This window comes from Glycocaulis abyssi, from assembly GCF_041429775.1.
Lineage (GTDB): Bacteria > Pseudomonadota > Alphaproteobacteria > Caulobacterales > Maricaulaceae > Glycocaulis > Glycocaulis abyssi.
The window spans coordinates 439,190-454,692 of record NZ_CP163421.1 but is presented as its reverse complement, the minus strand read 5'-3'; the positions used below and the strand labels follow the sequence as shown (position 1 = coordinate 454,692).

Here is a 15,503-nt window from a genome sequence, read left to right as displayed (position 1 = left end):
AATCAGGCGCGGGTCTGCAGCAAGGTTTTCACCGTCTCGCCCGCCTTGGAAAAGTCCATGCGGCCTGTATAGCGCTGTTTGAGCGCGCCCATGCATTTGCCCATATCCTTGAGGCCCGTGGCACCCAGCTCGTCGACGACCGTCTCGGCGGCCTGCTCGATCTCCTGCTCGCACATCGGCTTGGGCAGATAGGCGCGCACGATTTCAGCTTCTGCGCGCTCTCGTTCGGCAAGGTCCAGCCGGCCGGCATTCTCGTAGGTTTCCGCGCTTTCCTCGCGCTGCTTCACAAGCTTCTGGAGCAGGGCCATGATCTCGCCCTCCCCGCAGCCCTGACAGCGGTCCTCGGCCCGCGCAGCAATGTCCCGGTCCTTGATGGCGGCCTGGACGAGGCGCAGCGTGCTCAGCTTCAGGCCGTCCTTGGCCCGCATCGCGTTTTTCAGGTCTTCGGTTATCTGGTCGCGCAGCGACATTGTTCTTCCATTCGAACGAGTTACAGCGACGCCGCGTAACTCTTTGTTTTCAGGTTTCTTTTTCGGCTTCTAGCTTGCTTGACGTCTAGGCAAGGCTCACATACCGTCCGCGCGTTTGTTTAAAGGGCCGCCCTTTTTGTGCGGCGCACGCGTAATCAGGCGGTGAGATATGACGGAACAGGCCGGGAATCAAGTGCTGACCGCAAACCCCTGGCGCGACAGCGATCTTGACGGGGCGACCGGAGCCATCGTGCTGGCAGACGGCACGATCATCCCCGGCGAAGGTGCCGGGGCATCGGGAATCGCCACCGGAGAGCTCTGCTTCAACACGGCGATGACCGGGCATCAGGAAATTCTCGCCGACCCGTCCTATGCCGGACAAATCGTCTGCTTCACCTTCCCCCATATCGGCAATGTCGGTGCCAATGCGCACGACGAGGAGGCGGCCAGCGGCCGCGCCCGCAAGGCTGCTGTCGGCATGGTCTCCAGAGCGCCCATCACCCCGCCCGCCAACTGGCGCGCCGAACAGAGCTTTGCTGAGTGGCTGGCTGCGCGCGGCGTCGTAGCTGTGACAGGCGTTGACACCCGGGCGCTCACCGCGCGCATCCGCGAGCTTGGCATGCCTATCGCCGCGATCGCGCACGATCCGGGCGGCAAGCTGGACGCCGAAGCCTTGCGCAAGGCGGCTCTCGAAGCGCCCAGCATGGAAGGCGCAGAGCTTGCCCGCCATGTTCTCACCGATGCCGACAGCGACTGGACGGAAGCTGACTGGGCCTGGCCGGACGGCCCCGGCATTGGACCGGCAGACGGCCCGCTGGTCGTGGTTCTGGATTACGGCGTGAAGGCCAACATTCTGCGGCGGCTGGCAGGCGCTGGCGCGCGCGTGAAACTGGTGCCGGGTACGGCCAGCGTGGAGGATGTGCTCTCCCTGTCCCCGGCCGGTATTGTGGTGTCAAACGGCCCCGGCGATCCGGCAGCGACCGGCGAGTATGCGCTGGCCACCATTCGCGGCGTTATTGATGCGGGCGTACCGACGCTGGGCATCTGCCTTGGCCATCAGATGCTCGCCCTGGCCATTGGCGCAAAGACGCAGAAGATGACGCACGGTCATCACGGCGCGAATCATCCGGTGAAAAACCTGCTCTCAGGACAGGTCGAGATCGTCTCCATGAATCACGGGTTTGCGGTGGACCGCGACAGCCTGCCGGACAATGCCGAGGAGACACATGTGTCCCTGTTTGACGGCACCAATTGCGGGTTCCGCCTGACGGACAAGCCGGTCATGTCCGTTCAGCACCACCCGGAAGCCAGCCCCGGCCCGCAGGATTCCTTTGCCGTGTTTGACCAGTTCGTCGGACGTCTGGCAGGTCATTAACCCCGGTTCAAACCCGTTGCGCCAAAGCTGTTTTTCATTCTGCCGTTTCTGATCTAGATTCAGGGACAGGGACAGGATGAAAGCTTCAGGAGGGATCGTGATGATCCGGCGCAACGTCCTGCTTGTCTCGGTTTTCGCCGCGGTCTCGATCGGCCTGACGGGCTGTGGCGGGGGTGGAAGTCCCAGCGTCACACCCACCCCCTCCCCCTTACCGTCTTCACCGCCACCACCTCCTCCGCCTCCTCCGCCGCCTCCACCGCCCTCCGGGATCGACCCCAGTGATTTCGAGACTGCGGAATACAACCGGCAATACGGGCTGGGTCTGATCAACGCATCGACTGCTTATGCCTACGGCGCGACCGGGAGCGGTGTGATCGTTGCGGTTGTCGACACGGGCATCAATCAGTCACACCCCGAATTCACCGGACGGATATCAGCGGCAAGCAGCGATATCGTCAGCAATCGCGGCGTGGAAGACATTGACGGCCACGGAACAGGCGTGGCGGGTGTTATCGCTGCTGCCCGGAACAATATTCGCGGCCATGGCGTGGCGTTTGAAGCCACCATTCTGGCCATTCGCACAGACAGCGTGGGAAGCTGCGAGAACGATGGCGGCGATGACTGCCTTTTCAGCGACCGGAATACCGCCAACGCCATTGATTACGCGGTGTCGAACGGCGCACGCATCATCAATCTTTCACTGGGCAGATCGCCGGACCCCAATGATGACCGGAGCCGAACCTTTGCCGCAATGCGCCGGGCGGCCGAAGCGGGCGTGTTCATGGTCATGTCATCGGGCAATCGCGAGGACGCCGATACTCCGCCAACCAACTCCCCCTCCTTTCCAGCCAGCCTCGCAGCCCATCCGGGCTCGCAAGGCTTTGCTGTGGCGGTTGGCGCGGTAGATGAAAACGCTGTCCGGGCCAACTACTCGAACGGTGCACTGGGCGTGGAAAACTGGTTTCTCTCCGCTCCGGGAAGCCGCATCCTCACACCCTTCCTCAACAATAGTCAGGGCGATCCGCGCTACGTTCTTTATTCGGGTACATCATTTGCGGCGCCCCACGTCGCGGGCGCACTCGCCCTGCTGATAGACGCCTTTCCCAACCTCACCGGCAATGACGCGCTCCAGATTCTCCTCGACACAGCGCTGGACCTCGGCCCGCCCGGACCCGACGCCCAATACGGTATGGGGCTGATCGACCTTGCAGCGGCCTTCCAGCCCATTGGCACAACCAGCGTCGCGTTTGCCGGCACCACCGCCGGACCGGTGCCGGTAGAGGCCATACTTGCAGATCCGGCTGGCGCAGCCGGTGACTGGATATGGGCTGACGGCCTGCTGGACCGGGCGCTTCTGGAAGACCGTTATGGCCGCGCCTTCAGCTTCGACACCGCGCCGCCGCGCGCCAGCGGCGATACGGCATTGGGTGCCTTCGAGACCGCTGCCGGCAATGCGCTGGCACATGTCAGCACCACGCGGGTCGGCCCGGCCGCCGTCAGCATGCGCATGCAGCCCGGCAGGCTTCACGCCTTGACCAATTTGCCCGCCGAAACCTATGCCAGCCAGCCCGATCTGTCCTTTAGCTACCGCCAGGGCGGGCTATCGGTTGCGGCAGGACGGGGCTTTTCCGCTGAAGCGCCAATACGCATGGCAGGCGGATCGGTCCTGTCACGCGTGCCCGCTTCAGGTGCCGTCGCCGGTCTGGCCGGTAACGAGCAATGGTCGTCGGTCAGCTATGACACCGGCACGCTCGGCTTTTCAGCGCGCACGGCCAGCTCGCAGCTGGGTTCGTTCTCGGCTGCCGGTGCTCACCTGCGTCATCGTGGCCATACTTTCGGGCTCGAGACCGGCAGCTCGCAGGAGGCATTCCAGGCGCTTGGCGGACCGTTGGCGAGCCGGTTCGGCGGCACTGACGAGACGGATACACAATTCGTCGGCTGGATGTGGTCTGGCCCTGTTGGCGGTGGCTGGCGCGCCTCTGCCCGGTTCGAACAGGCCAGCGCCTCGGCCAGCCTGCCCTCCGGCATTGCCCTGACCCGTGATATCCGTGCCAGCGCGTGGAGCGCCGGTGCCGAACGCCCCGTTGCAGGCGGGCTGTTTGGCCTCACCCTGAACCAGCCTTTGCGGGTGGAACAGGGCGAGGTGAGCGTGATGGTCCCAGTCGCGCTGGATGAGGACTACGCCTACATCTATGAGGAGCGCCGGGCCTCCCTGTCTCCCTCTGGCCGGGAGATCTCGCTGGAAGCCTCATGGCGGCGCAATCTGACCGAGCGTGTGGATATGACCTTGGCCGCCCGGCTTACCGATCAGCCCGGTCATATTGCCAGTGCACCTTCCGAAGGGTTGGGCTGGGCGGCGGTACGCGCGCGCTGGTAGGCATTGCCAGACGGTCCGTAGCACCGCAAAACTAGGGCGATGAGCAAACATGTCCTCCTGCCCCTATCCCGGCGCGCGCTTCTTGGCGGAGCGGCCAGCGCAGGCACGCTTGCACTCGGTGCCTGCTCGCCGCGCGGGGGCAGCGAGAACGGTCTCTTGCGCGTCGCCATTGATACGGAGCCGGACAGCCTTGATCCGCTCAAAGGCCAGTTCGCTGCCTCGGCCCTCCTCTACAAGCAGCTTCATGCGCCGCTGACCGAATATAGCCCGTCTGGCGGACTGGCACCGGGCCTTGCCCAGAGCTGGCGCTCCGAGGATGGCCGCGTCTGGCGTTTCCGCCTTGCCGAGGGCCTGCAATGGTCTGATGGCATGCCGTTGACCGCTGACGACGTGGTATGGACCGCGCAGCGCGCCGTCGATCCACGCACCGGCTTTGCCAATCTGGGCGATTTCTTTGCCGTGCGGGGCGCACGCACTGCGCTGGCCGGGCGGCTGCCATCAAGTGAAATCGGCGTCTCCGCGCCGGATCCGCGTACCGTCATATTTGAGCTGGACGCGCCCGTCGGGGCCTTCCCGGTATTGATGCGCGAGTTTTACCCCCTGCCCCGTCACGTCGTAGAAGCGCACGGCGACCGGTGGGTACGGCCACTCAACTGGGTCAGCGCCGGGCCATACATTCTGCGCCAGGCCAGCGCCCTGACTTACCTGCTCGCCAGAAACCCGCGTTTTCATGCCGAACGCAGTGTTTCCATCGAGAATATCCGGGTTGATGTGGTGGAAGACGAAGCGACACGCGCGCGCCTTTTCCGCTCTGGCGATCTGGACCTGGCTGACCGGCCGCCGACCGAACAGATCGGCTTTCTGCGCCGCGAGATTGGTGACCGGCTGCACGGCTTTGACGCGCCCATACTGACCTATCTCAAGCTCAATCACCACCGCCCCGGCCTGAACGATGTGCGCGTGCGCCGCGCCATTTCTCTGGCGGTAGACAGGCATTTCCTCGCGGAAAACTTCTTCAGCGGCGAAGCCACGCCCACCATCCATGTCATCACCGCGCAGGCGCTGGAGGAGAACGGCCAGACCGCGCCGGGGCCGGACGCCGATGCCGCCCGTGCCCTGCTGGCCGAGGCCGGTTACGGGCCGGACAATCCGCTGCGCCTGGTCTTGCGGGTGTCATCGGGCAGCCGGGAGCGTATTGCCATCGCGATAGCCGATGATCTGCGCAATGCCGGCCTCGATATCGACATCCTCTCCTCCTACCCGCACGACATCAATCAGGCCGTCGCGGGCGGCGAGTTCGACATGACGCTCGGCTATTTCAACCGGGGCCTGAAATCGGAGCCGGATTTCATGCTGGAGCCGTTCGCCCCGGGCGGATTTGCCGACGACACCGGCTGGTCCGGGCCGGGGCGGGATCGCTTTGCGCAGCTGATGGAAGATGCACGCGGGCGCGTCTCACGCTCTGAACGCATCGCCGTTCACCGCGAGGCCGAGGCGGTTTTCCTAGAAGAGCAATGCAATGTGCCGCTGCTGCACGAGCGGGCCTTCTGGATGATTTCAGACCGCGTGCGGCGGCGCGACGTCAACCTCCAGCCCCAGCTCTGGCGGGATTTGTCACTCGGGTGACACCTACCCCCTCGCCATGGGGGCAAATTGGCGCTAACACCCGCTTCTAGCATGTAATCAGAGTCGACCCGCGCCCGGACTTGCCCCACAAGCCCGGCAGTGCGGCAACGCGCGCAACATACGGGATACACCTCCATGCCCAGACGCACCGATATCAGCTCCATCCTCATCATCGGTGCCGGTCCCATCGTGATCGGGCAGGCCTGCGAGTTCGACTACTCGGGCGTACAGGCGGTCAAGGCGCTGAAAGAAGAGGGCTACCGGGTCATTCTGGTGAACTCCAACCCGGCCACGATCATGACCGATCCGGGCCTGGCTGACGCCACCTATGTCGAGCCGATCACCCCGGAAATGGTCGCCAAGATCATCGAGAAGGAGCGGCCCGACGCGCTGCTGCCCACCATGGGCGGGCAGACCGCGCTCAACTGCGCGCTGGAGCTGGAAAAGCGCGGCGTGCTGGAACTGTTCGGTGTGGAGATGATCGGCGCCAAGGCCGATGTCATCGACAAGGCGGAAAACCGCCAGCGCTTCCGCGATGCGATGGACGCTATCGGCCTTGAAAGCCCGAAATCACGCACCGTGCATTCGCTGGCCGAGGCCGAAGCGGTACTGGACGAGCTGGGCCTGCCGGCCGTCATCCGCCCCTCCTTCACCATGGGCGGCACGGGCGGCGGCATCGCCTATAATGTCGAGGAATACCGCGAGATCGTGTCGTCCGGCCTTGCCGCCTCTCCCGTCACCGAGGTGCTGGTGGAAGAAAGCGTGCTGGGGTGGAAAGAGTTCGAGATGGAGGTGGTGCGCGACCGCGCGGACAATTGCATCATCATCTGCTCCATCGAGAATATCGATCCGATGGGCGTGCATACCGGCGATTCCATCACCGTCGCCCCGGCGCTGACGCTGACCGACAAGGAATACCAGCGCATGCGCTCCGCCTCGATTGCGGTCCTGCGCGAGATCGGTGTGGAAACCGGCGGCTCGAACGTGCAGTTCGCGGTGAACCCGAAGGACGGCCGCATGGTCGTCATCGAGATGAACCCGCGCGTGTCGCGCTCCTCTGCGCTGGCATCGAAAGCCACCGGCTTTCCCATTGCGCGCGTCGCGGCGAAGCTGGCTGTCGGTTACACGCTCGACGAGATCGACAATGACATTACCGGCGGGGCGACGCCGGCAAGCTTTGAACCCTCCATCGACTATGTCGTCACGAAAATCCCGCGCTTTGCGTTCGAGAAATATCCCGGCGCGCAGAACCTGCTCTCCACCTCCATGAAGTCGGTGGGCGAGGCGATGGCCATTGGCCGCACCTTCCAGGAAAGCATGCAAAAAGCGCTGCGCAGTCTGGAAACCGGGCTTTGCGGCTTCGATGAGACCGAGATCGAGGGCTTTGAGTCCGCCGACGGGCCGGAGGGACGCCGGCAGGCGGTCCTGGCCGCGCTCTCCCGTCCGACCCCTGACCGCTTGCGCGTGATTGCCCAAGCCATGCGCGAGGGCCTGAGCGTCGACGATATCTATGCGGCCTGCGCCTATGAGCCCTGGTTCCTGCGCCAGATCGAGGAAATCATCCACGCAGAGGAAGACATCGCCACACTGGGCCTGCCCGAGGACGCGAAGGGCTTTCGCCGCCTGAAGGCGATGGGCTTTTCGGACCAGCGCCTTGCCCAGCTGACGAAATCCACCGAAGCCAAGGTGCGCGAGGCGCGCCGGGCATTGAACGTGCGCCCGGTCTACAAGCGCGTAGATACGTGTGCAGCCGAGTTCGCCACGCCCACCGCCTACATGTATTCCACCTACGAGACTGGCAATTGCGAGAGCCAGCCGACAGAGGCGAAAAAGGCGATCATCCTGGGCGGCGGGCCGAACCGGATCGGTCAGGGCATCGAGTTCGACTATTGCTGCTGCCACGCGGCTTTTGCCTTCGCCGATATGGGCATTGAGTCCATCATGGTGAACTGCAATCCCGAAACCGTCTCCACCGACTACGACACGGCAGACCGGCTCTATTTCGAGCCGCTGAGCGATGAAGACGTGCTGGAACTGATCGAGGCCGAGCGCGCCAATGGCACTCTGCTGGGTGTCGTCGTGCAATATGGCGGGCAGACGCCGCTAAAGCTCGCCAGCGCGCTGGAAAAGGCCGGCATTCCGATCCTTGGCACCAGCCCGGATGCGATTGATCTGGCCGAAGACCGCGAACGCTTCAAGGCGCTGCTGGACAAGCTCGGCCTGCGCCAGCCACCCAACGCCATCGTGCGCTCTGAAGAAGAAGCACTGGAAAGCGCCAAGACGCTCGGCTTCCCGCTGGTGCTGCGTCCCTCCTTCGTGCTGGGCGGGCGGGCGATGGAGATCGTGCGCGATCAGGAAAGCCTTGAGCGCTATATTCGCGCCGCGGTTCACGTTTCTGGCGACAGCCCGCTTCTGCTCGACCGCTATCTCACCGACGCCTCCGAAGTCGATGTCGACGCGGTGTGCGATGGCGATGAGGTGCGCATTGCCGGCGTCATGGAGCATATCGAGGAAGCCGGTGTTCACTCCGGCGACAGCGCCTGCTCCATCCCGCCCCATTCCCTGTCTGCGGAGATTATCGCAGAGCTGCGCGCCGAAACCGTCGCGCTGGCCAGGGCGATTGGCGTGAAGGGCCTGATGAACGTGCAATACGCGGTCAAGGACGGCGAGATCTTCGTGCTGGAGGTCAATCCGCGCGCCAGCCGCACCGTGCCGTTCGTCGCAAAAGCCATCGGCACGCCGGTTGCGGGCATTGCCGCCAAGGTGATGGCAGGTGAGAAGCTTTCCAGCTTCAAGGTCTGGAATGACACGCCCGAGCACGTCGCCGTGAAAGAAGCGGTGATGCCGTTTGCGCGCTTCCCCGGCGTCGACCCGGTGCTAGGCCCGGAAATGCGCTCCACCGGCGAGGTGATGGGCATCGACATGCGCTTTGAGGCCGCATTTGCAAAAGCACAGCTGGGCGCAGGCGTGCGCCTGCCGCGCTCAGGCACCGTTTTTGTCTCGCTCAAAGAATCCGACAAGGCGCAGATGATCGAACCCTGCCGCCAGCTGACGCAGCTGGGCTTCTCGCTTCTGGCCACGGGCGGTACTGCCAAGACGCTGGAAGAGGCCGGTGTGCCGGTAACGCGCATCAACAAGGTGTTTGAGGGCCGCCCGCACATCGTGGACGCCATCAAGAACGGCGAGGTCCAGCTGATCTTCAACACGACCGAAGGCCGCCAGAGCCAGATTGACAGCTACTCGATCCGGCGCACAGCGCTGGAACTGAAAATCCCGTGCTACACCACGGCATCGGCCAGCCGCGCCGCCGTAAAGGCGATTGCGACCATTGATGCAGGGGAGCTTGAACCGCGCGCCTTGCAATCCTATCGTTATTAGTGCGTTCGAGGAGAACGCAAACAGCGCTTGATAGCGGGATCATTTGGGTCTTACGCTCGCAGGCGTAAAAAGAAACGAGTCCTTCCCTATGCAAAAAATCCCTATGACCGCCGAGGGTCACCGGGCCCTCGACGATGAATTGAAGCATCTTAAATCGGTTGAACGCCCGGCGGTGATCCAGGCGATCTCCGAAGCGCGCGACCATGGCGATCTGTCAGAGAACGCGGAATATCACGCGGCCAAGGAACGCCAGAGCTGGATTGAGGGCCGCGTTGTCGAGCTGGAAGACAAGCTGGCGCGCGCGCAGATTATTGACGTCTCGCGCATGTCCGGCGACCAGGTGAAATTCGGCGCCACCGTGACTCTGATCGACGAGGATACCGAGGCGGAAGCCACCTACAAGATCGTCGGCGACGACGAGGCCGACGTGAAATCGGGCAAGATTTCCGTGTCCTCGCCCATCGCGCGCTCCCTTATCAACAAGGAAACCGGCGATGTCGTCGAGGTCAACGCGCCCGGCGGGCTGAAGACCTACGAGATCCTGAAAGTCGAGTGGAAGTAAGCCGTTTAACGGCCCTCTCGAAATGACCGAAGCCGGCGGGTCCCTCCGCCGGCTTCTCACGTTTCTGCCCCGCCGATAGCCCCCCTTGGCTTCCGGCCGCATGAAGGGCTAACTGGCGCACATGGATTCCAGCCCTGCCACAGCCGAACGCGCCTGTTTCGTCGTCACTGACGGCAGGCGGGGCATGGAAAATCAGGCGCTGGGACTGGCGGAAGCCGTCGCCCGGCTGACGCCCATGCGTATCCTGCCCGTTCAGGTGCCGCGTACAGGCGATCTGCCTGATCCCGGCTCCATCGCGCCAGATTTGTGGATTGGATGCGGCATGGCGGCAGTCCGCGCAGCAGGCGAACATCGCAAAGCCTTTCCAGACGCGGTCTTTGTCTATGTGCAGGACCCGAAAATGGCCCGGCACCGCTTCGACCTCATCATCCCGCCTGAACACGACCGGATGCGCGGCGGCAATGTGTTTGAGATCACAGGTTCGCCCAACCGGATAACGCGCGAACGGCTGGACGAGGCAGAGCGGGCCTTTGCCGGACAGATCGCCGCCCTGCCCGCCCCGCGGGCAGCTGTGCTGATTGGCGGCGATTCCAGACATCACCGTTTCACGCCCGCGATTGCCGGGGCGCTGCTGGACCGTCTCAAGCATCTGCGCAGTGAGGGTGCCGGCCTGATGGTCACCACCTCGCGCCGCACGCCCGATAGCTTCGTGGCGGCTCTTGAAGAGGCGTTTGGCGATGATGATGGGGTCTGGCTGCACACCGGAGACGGACCCAATCCCTATTTTGCCTTTCTGGGCGGTGCGGACTGGATTTTCGTCACCGAGGACTCCACCAACATGCTCACGGAGGCCGCGGCGACGGGCACGCCTGTCTACCGGCTGATGCTGGAGGGAAAGCCCGGCAAGTTCGCCCGGCTCTACAGCGCGCTTGAGGCTCATGGCGCGGTGCGGCCCTTCCTGGGGCGGCTGGATAGCTGGACCTACCCGCCTCTTCACGAAACCGAGAGGGCGGCAGGCCGGGTGCTTGAAATCATGGCCCGCAAAGGCGACATCTGAACGCTGGATAATATCCACGCGTCTGAAGGAGACCCCAAATGCTCCGTTACGCCCTCGCCGCTGCCCTGCTGGCCACTTCAGCCGCAGCCGCCATTGCACAACAAACGCCCATGCCGGCAACTCACGACGAGGTGCGTTTTGAGGCGCGGCCCGACGCCAGCTCTGCCCGGTCCTGGGCCAGTGACGGCCAGACCACCGTCATCAATCTGCTGACCGAAGCGGAAATGGAAGCACTCGGCTTCGGCTTTGCAGACAGTGTTATGGAAAACGGCATGATCTACGCTCATGTGCCGGTCTGGTTTTCCACCGGCCCGGAAGCCACCGACACTGTGGCCCATATTCTGACCCAGACAGACGGCCCTGTTGTTGTGATGTGTGCAGGCGCCGTGCGCGCGTCCCACATTCACGCTGCCGCCCGCATCCGCGCGGGCGAAATCACCCGCGACGAGCTTGATGAAGCCTATCCGGGCCGCGAATGGAATGAAGGCTGGCTGAACCGCCTGCTCGGCGAGACGCCAGAGGCCGAATCCACGCAGTAACCTTTCATCGCCCGCCCGCGAACAAGCCTGTATCGTAAACGCCAGAGGATATCAGCCTGCCATGACCGAAACCCGCCATTCCAAAGTCGTCATTATCGGTTCGGGTTCGGCCGGCTACACCGCTGCCATCTATGCCGCGCGCGCCATGCTCTCGCCGATCGTGATTGCCGGGCTGCAGCCGGGCGGCCAGCTGACCATCACGCACGAGGTGGAAAACTACCCCGGCTTTGCCAGCGTCATCGAAGGCCCGTGGCTGATGGAGCAGATGAAGGCACAGGCCGAGAATGTCGGCGCGGAGATCATCGCCGACATCATCGTGGAGGCCGATTTCTCCAAGCGCCCCTTCACGATGAAGGGCGATGGCGGCACGATCTACACCGCTGACAGCGTGATTATTGCCACGGGCGCCAGCGCCAAATGGCTGGGCCTTGAAAGCGAGCAGAGCCTACAGGGCTTTGGCGTGTCAGCCTGCGCGACATGCGACGGCTTTTTCTATCGCGGCAAGGAAGTCGTGGTGGTTGGCGGCGGCAACACCGCCGTTGAGGAAGCCCTGTTCCTCACGCGCTTTGCCAGCAAGGTGACCCTCATCCACCGCCGCGACAGCTTGCGCGCCGAAAAAATCGCCCAGGCGCGCCTGTTCGATAACGAGAAGGTCGAGGTGATCTGGGACAGCGTGGTGGAGGAAATCCTCGCCGAAGGCGATGTCCCCGGCGTTACCGGCGTGCGCGTGAAGAACCTGAAAACCGGTGAGGAAACGAAACTGCCTACCGACGGCGTATTTGTTGCCATCGGCCACGCACCGGCTACCTCGCTCTTTGAGGGCCAGCTTGAGATGAAGGATGGCGGCTATCTGGTGACGAAGCCCGGCTCCACCCTCACCTCTGTTCCCGGCGTGTTTGCGGCAGGCGACGTGACCGACGACATATACCGTCAGGCGATCACGGCCGCCGGCATGGGCTGCATGGCCGCGCTGGAGGCTGAACGCTGGCTGGCCGAGATGGAGCACCACGCCGCCAGCGAAAGCAAAGCCGCCAAGTCCGACGCCGCGTGAGCGAAGCACCTGCCATATCCCTGACCGGCGTGCGCTTCTCCTATGCGCGCAGAGGCCCCGTCGTGCTCGATATGGACCGGTTCGAGGTCGCGGCCGGTGAGAAAGTCTTCCTCAAGGGCGCGAGCGGATCAGGCAAATCCACCCTGCTGGGCCTGATTGCAGGCATCATGGCGCCCACTGCCGGAGATATCGAGGTGCTGGGCGAGCCGATGTCAAAGCTCTCCGGCGGCAAGCGTGACGCGCTGCGCGCCGAGCGGCTGGGCGTCATCTTCCAGATGTTCAACCTGCTGCCCTACCTACCGGCCGGTGCGAACGTAATGTTGCCTGCACGCTTTTCTGCGCAGCGGGCCAAAGCGTGTGAAGCGGCAGGCGGAGCGGAGGCCGAAGCACGCCGCCTGATGACCCGCCTGCAGCTTGATCCCAAACAATACTGGTCCAGCCCGCCTACCGAACTGTCCGTGGGCCAGCAGCAGCGCGTAGCGGCTGCGCGCGCGCTCATTGGCCGCCCCGGTCTGGTGCTGGCCGATGAACCGACCTCGGCGCTCGATGCCGATGCACGCGATGCCTTCCTGTCGCTCCTGATCGAGGAATGCGCGGCCAGCGGCGCGGCGCTCCTCTTTGTCAGCCATGATGGCTCTTTGGCCTCGAAGTTTGACCGCGCCGTCGATCTGTCAGAGCTCAATACGGCGGGGGTCAGCGCATGACCCGCTTCCCGATCCTCTCCCTCGCCTGGCGCTCCATCGCCAACCGGCGCGGCACGGCGCTCCTGACCATCCTCACCGTCGCCATCGCGATGACGCTGTTTCTGGGCGTCGAGAAGGTACGCCACGGCGCGCGGGCGAGCTTTGAGAACACGATTTCCGGGACGGACCTGATCGTCGGCGCGCGCTCCAGCCCGGTCAATTTGCTGCTCTACGCAATCTTCCATATCGGCGATGCGACCAACAACATCACCTGGGAAACCTATGAGCAGGTCGCCAATGCACCCGGCGTCGCCTGGACGGTGCCGATATCGCTGGGCGATTCCCATGCCGGTTTCCGCGTGGTGGGGACGGATAATCGCTATTTCGAGCACTACCGCTATGCCGGGCGGCGGCATCTGGAGTTTGCCGCTGGCCGCCCGCTCGATGATCTGTTCGACACGGTTGTGGGCGCCAGCGTCGCGCGGGAACTCGGCTATTCGCTGGATCAGGAAATCGTCGTCGCCCACGGCACGGGCCGGGTCAGCTTTGTCGAACACGACAATAACCCCTTCACCATTGTCGGCATTCTCGAACCGACAGGCACGCCCGTGGACCGCTCGGTCTTTGTCAGCCTGGAAGCCATCGAGGCGATCCATCTGGAAGGGCCAACAGGCGCAGGCACGAGCCTCTCCATGGACGAGCTGCGGGCCATGGACCTGTCACCCGACCAGATCACAGCCTTCCTTGTCGGGCTCGAGACGCCGGTCGCGGCGCTGCGTCTGCAACGCCAGATCAATACCTACCGGGTGGAGCCGCTGCAGGCGATTATTCCCGGCGTCGCCCTGTCCCAGCTCTGGGGCGTTGTCGGTGTCGCCGAGCGGACACTAGCCGCTGTGGCTGCCTTCGTGGTGCTGATGGGCCTGATCTGCATCCTCACCGCCATCCTGACGAGCCTCAATGAACGGCGCCGGGAAATGGCGATATTGCGGGCGCTGGGCGCGAGGCCGAGGCACATATTCGTGCTGCTGGTCAGTGAAAGCGCGCTGCTGGCGCTGGCGGGCGCGATCATCGGCACCGGCCTCACCTACGGGGCGCTGTCCCTGGGCGCACCTGTGCTGGAACAGCGCTATGGCGTGCATTTAAGCGATACCCTGCCCGGCCTTTATGATCTCGCACTCATCGGCGTAGTCACCGGTGCATCGGCGATACTGGGCGTCATCCCGGCATGGGCGGCCTTCCGCAATTCATTGGCAGACGGGATGACAATTCGCACCTGACGGGGGCGGCGAAGCGCTCTAACGTCAGCGGATGGATTGGGACAAGCTGAAAACCTTTCACGCCGCCGCCGATGCGGGCTCGCTGACCGGCGCAGCCGATGCGCTCGGCCTGTCACAATCAGCGGTCAGCCGGCAAATCTCCGCGCTGGAGGCCGAGCTTGATATCAAGCTGTTTCACCGCCATGCGCGCGGCCTGCTGCTGACGGAGCCGGGGCGGCTCCTGTTTGAAGCAGCGGGCGAGATTTCAAACCGCGTGGCCGTGGCCGAAGCGCGCGTGCAGGACAGCCGCGACAAGCCGACAGGGGCCTTGCGCATCACCGCACCGACCGCGCTGGGCTCAATCTGGCTGATCCCGCGCCTGAAACAGTTTCAGGCCCTCTACCCGAAGATACAGCTTAAACTGCTGCTGGCCGACCATGAGCTGGATCTGGCCGGGCTGGAGGCCGATATCGCCATCCGCCCATGGCCATCCACCCAGAACGAGCTGGTACAGCGCCGCCTGATGCAGGTGGAGCAGCACCTCTACGCCGCGCCTGAGTATCTCGAGAAACACGGCACACCGAAGACGCTGGCCGATCTCGACAAGGGCCATCAGTTCATCGCCTACGGGCCGAAAAAGCTCGCCCCGATCCCCAATCTCAACTGGCAGCTGACCATCGGCCATGAGCCGGGCGCGCAGCCGCGCGAGGCGATTCTCGAGGCCAACACCATCAAGGCGATGATGCGCGCCACCGAAGCCGGGTTCGGCATTTGCGGCCTGCCCGATTATGTCGCGCTGGAAAACCCCGGCCTGGTCCGGGTATTGCCCGACACTGACGGTCCGACATTTGATGTGTATGTCGTTTTCCCCGACGAGCTGAAAGGATCGCGGCGAGTTGCCGCATTCCGCGAGTTTCTGGTGGACACCGCCAAAGCTTGGAAAGCGGAGGCCGCTGAATAATTTCGGCTTTCCGCCCTTAGCCTTGCGTCACATATTCTTCGCAAACCCGTAACGCTGCATTTTTGCATAGCTGATATTCGTTGGAACGCCTTGAAGCGGGCGGACGTTAGCGTCATATCAGACGCGAACGGTTTTCCCCGTTTCTTGTTCGCATACCGTCTCCTCCCC

Annotated in this window: 12 protein-coding genes; 11 read left to right on the top strand and 1 reads right to left on the bottom strand. The window is 63.7% G+C overall.

The window, feature by feature from the left end; all coding sequences use genetic code 11:
• Positions 1-2: 2 nt before the first annotated feature.
• On the bottom strand, positions 3-470 hold the full coding sequence (locus AB6B38_RS02305) for a GatB/YqeY domain-containing protein (RefSeq protein WP_371394086.1): 468 nt from the start codon (positions 468-470) through the stop codon (positions 3-5).
• Between the two features lie 169 nt (positions 471-639).
• On the opposite strand from AB6B38_RS02305, the gene carA reads away from it, so the two are divergent.
• The 11 genes from carA to AB6B38_RS02250 all read left to right on the top strand — a co-directional run bounded on the left by carA (position 640) and on the right by AB6B38_RS02250 (position 15,335).
• Positions 640-1,845, top strand: a complete 1,206-nt coding sequence (carA, locus tag AB6B38_RS02300) for a glutamine-hydrolyzing carbamoyl-phosphate synthase small subunit (RefSeq protein ID WP_371394084.1) — start codon at positions 640-642, stop codon at positions 1,843-1,845.
• A gap of 370 nt (positions 1,846-2,215) precedes the next feature.
• Complete coding sequence (locus AB6B38_RS02295) at positions 2,216-4,222, top strand: S8 family peptidase (RefSeq protein ID WP_371394082.1); 2,007 nt, start codon at positions 2,216-2,218, stop codon at positions 4,220-4,222.
• Between the two features lie 39 nt (positions 4,223-4,261).
• A complete protein-coding gene (locus AB6B38_RS02290; protein ID WP_371394081.1) occupies positions 4,262-5,848 on the top strand; it encodes an ABC transporter substrate-binding protein in 1,587 nt (528 codons plus the stop codon).
• A 135-nt stretch (positions 5,849-5,983) separates the two neighbouring features.
• Positions 5,984-9,226 carry a carbamoyl-phosphate synthase large subunit gene (gene carB, locus AB6B38_RS02285; RefSeq protein WP_371394079.1) on the top strand — a complete coding sequence of 1,081 codons (3,243 nt, stop codon included), beginning with the start codon at positions 5,984-5,986 and terminating at the stop codon, positions 9,224-9,226.
• Positions 9,227-9,314: 88 nt separating this feature from the next.
• Positions 9,315-9,788: a transcription elongation factor GreA gene (gene greA / locus AB6B38_RS02280; protein WP_371394077.1), complete on the top strand. Its 474-nt coding sequence runs from the start codon at positions 9,315-9,317 to the stop codon at positions 9,786-9,788.
• Positions 9,789-9,909: 121 nt separating this feature from the next.
• Positions 9,910-10,845, top strand: coding sequence for a mitochondrial fission ELM1 family protein (locus tag AB6B38_RS02275; RefSeq protein WP_371394075.1), 936 nt, complete (start codon positions 9,910-9,912; stop codon positions 10,843-10,845).
• Between the two features lie 38 nt (positions 10,846-10,883).
• Positions 10,884-11,384: a hypothetical protein gene (locus AB6B38_RS02270; RefSeq protein ID WP_371394073.1), complete on the top strand. Its 501-nt coding sequence runs from the start codon at positions 10,884-10,886 to the stop codon at positions 11,382-11,384.
• 61 nt (positions 11,385-11,445) lie between these two features.
• Positions 11,446-12,435 carry a thioredoxin-disulfide reductase gene (gene trxB / locus AB6B38_RS02265; RefSeq protein ID WP_371394072.1) on the top strand — a complete coding sequence of 330 codons (990 nt, stop codon included), beginning with the start codon at positions 11,446-11,448 and terminating at the stop codon, positions 12,433-12,435.
• Positions 12,432-13,139: an ABC transporter ATP-binding protein gene (locus AB6B38_RS02260; RefSeq protein WP_371394070.1), complete on the top strand. Its 708-nt coding sequence runs from the start codon at positions 12,432-12,434 to the stop codon at positions 13,137-13,139. The genes trxB and AB6B38_RS02260 overlap by 4 nt, the downstream gene beginning before the upstream one ends.
• Positions 13,136-14,395, top strand: coding sequence for an ABC transporter permease (locus tag AB6B38_RS02255; RefSeq protein WP_371394068.1), 1,260 nt, complete (start codon positions 13,136-13,138; stop codon positions 14,393-14,395). The genes AB6B38_RS02260 and AB6B38_RS02255 overlap by 4 nt, the downstream gene beginning before the upstream one ends.
• A 31-nt stretch (positions 14,396-14,426) precedes the next feature.
• Positions 14,427-15,335 carry a LysR family transcriptional regulator gene (locus AB6B38_RS02250; protein ID WP_371394067.1) on the top strand — a complete coding sequence of 303 codons (909 nt, stop codon included), beginning with the start codon at positions 14,427-14,429 and terminating at the stop codon, positions 15,333-15,335.
• The last annotated feature ends 168 nt before the right edge of the window (positions 15,336-15,503 follow it).

Coding starts and splice junctions, on each gene's coding strand:
- AB6B38_RS02305 (WP_371394086.1), bottom strand. CDS start 470: ATGTCGCTGCGCGACCAGATAACCGAAGACCTGAAAAACGCGATGCGG.
- carA (WP_371394084.1), top strand. CDS start 640: ATGACGGAACAGGCCGGGAATCAAGTGCTGACCGCAAACCCCTGGCGC.
- AB6B38_RS02290 (WP_371394081.1), top strand. CDS start 4,262: ATGAGCAAACATGTCCTCCTGCCCCTATCCCGGCGCGCGCTTCTTGGC.
- carB (WP_371394079.1), top strand. CDS start 5,984: ATGCCCAGACGCACCGATATCAGCTCCATCCTCATCATCGGTGCCGGT.
- greA (WP_371394077.1), top strand. CDS start 9,315: ATGCAAAAAATCCCTATGACCGCCGAGGGTCACCGGGCCCTCGACGAT.
- AB6B38_RS02275 (WP_371394075.1), top strand. CDS start 9,910: ATGGATTCCAGCCCTGCCACAGCCGAACGCGCCTGTTTCGTCGTCACT.
- AB6B38_RS02270 (WP_371394073.1), top strand. CDS start 10,884: ATGCTCCGTTACGCCCTCGCCGCTGCCCTGCTGGCCACTTCAGCCGCA.
- trxB (WP_371394072.1), top strand. CDS start 11,446: ATGACCGAAACCCGCCATTCCAAAGTCGTCATTATCGGTTCGGGTTCG.
- AB6B38_RS02255 (WP_371394068.1), top strand. CDS start 13,136: ATGACCCGCTTCCCGATCCTCTCCCTCGCCTGGCGCTCCATCGCCAAC.
- AB6B38_RS02250 (WP_371394067.1), top strand. CDS start 14,427: ATGGATTGGGACAAGCTGAAAACCTTTCACGCCGCCGCCGATGCGGGC.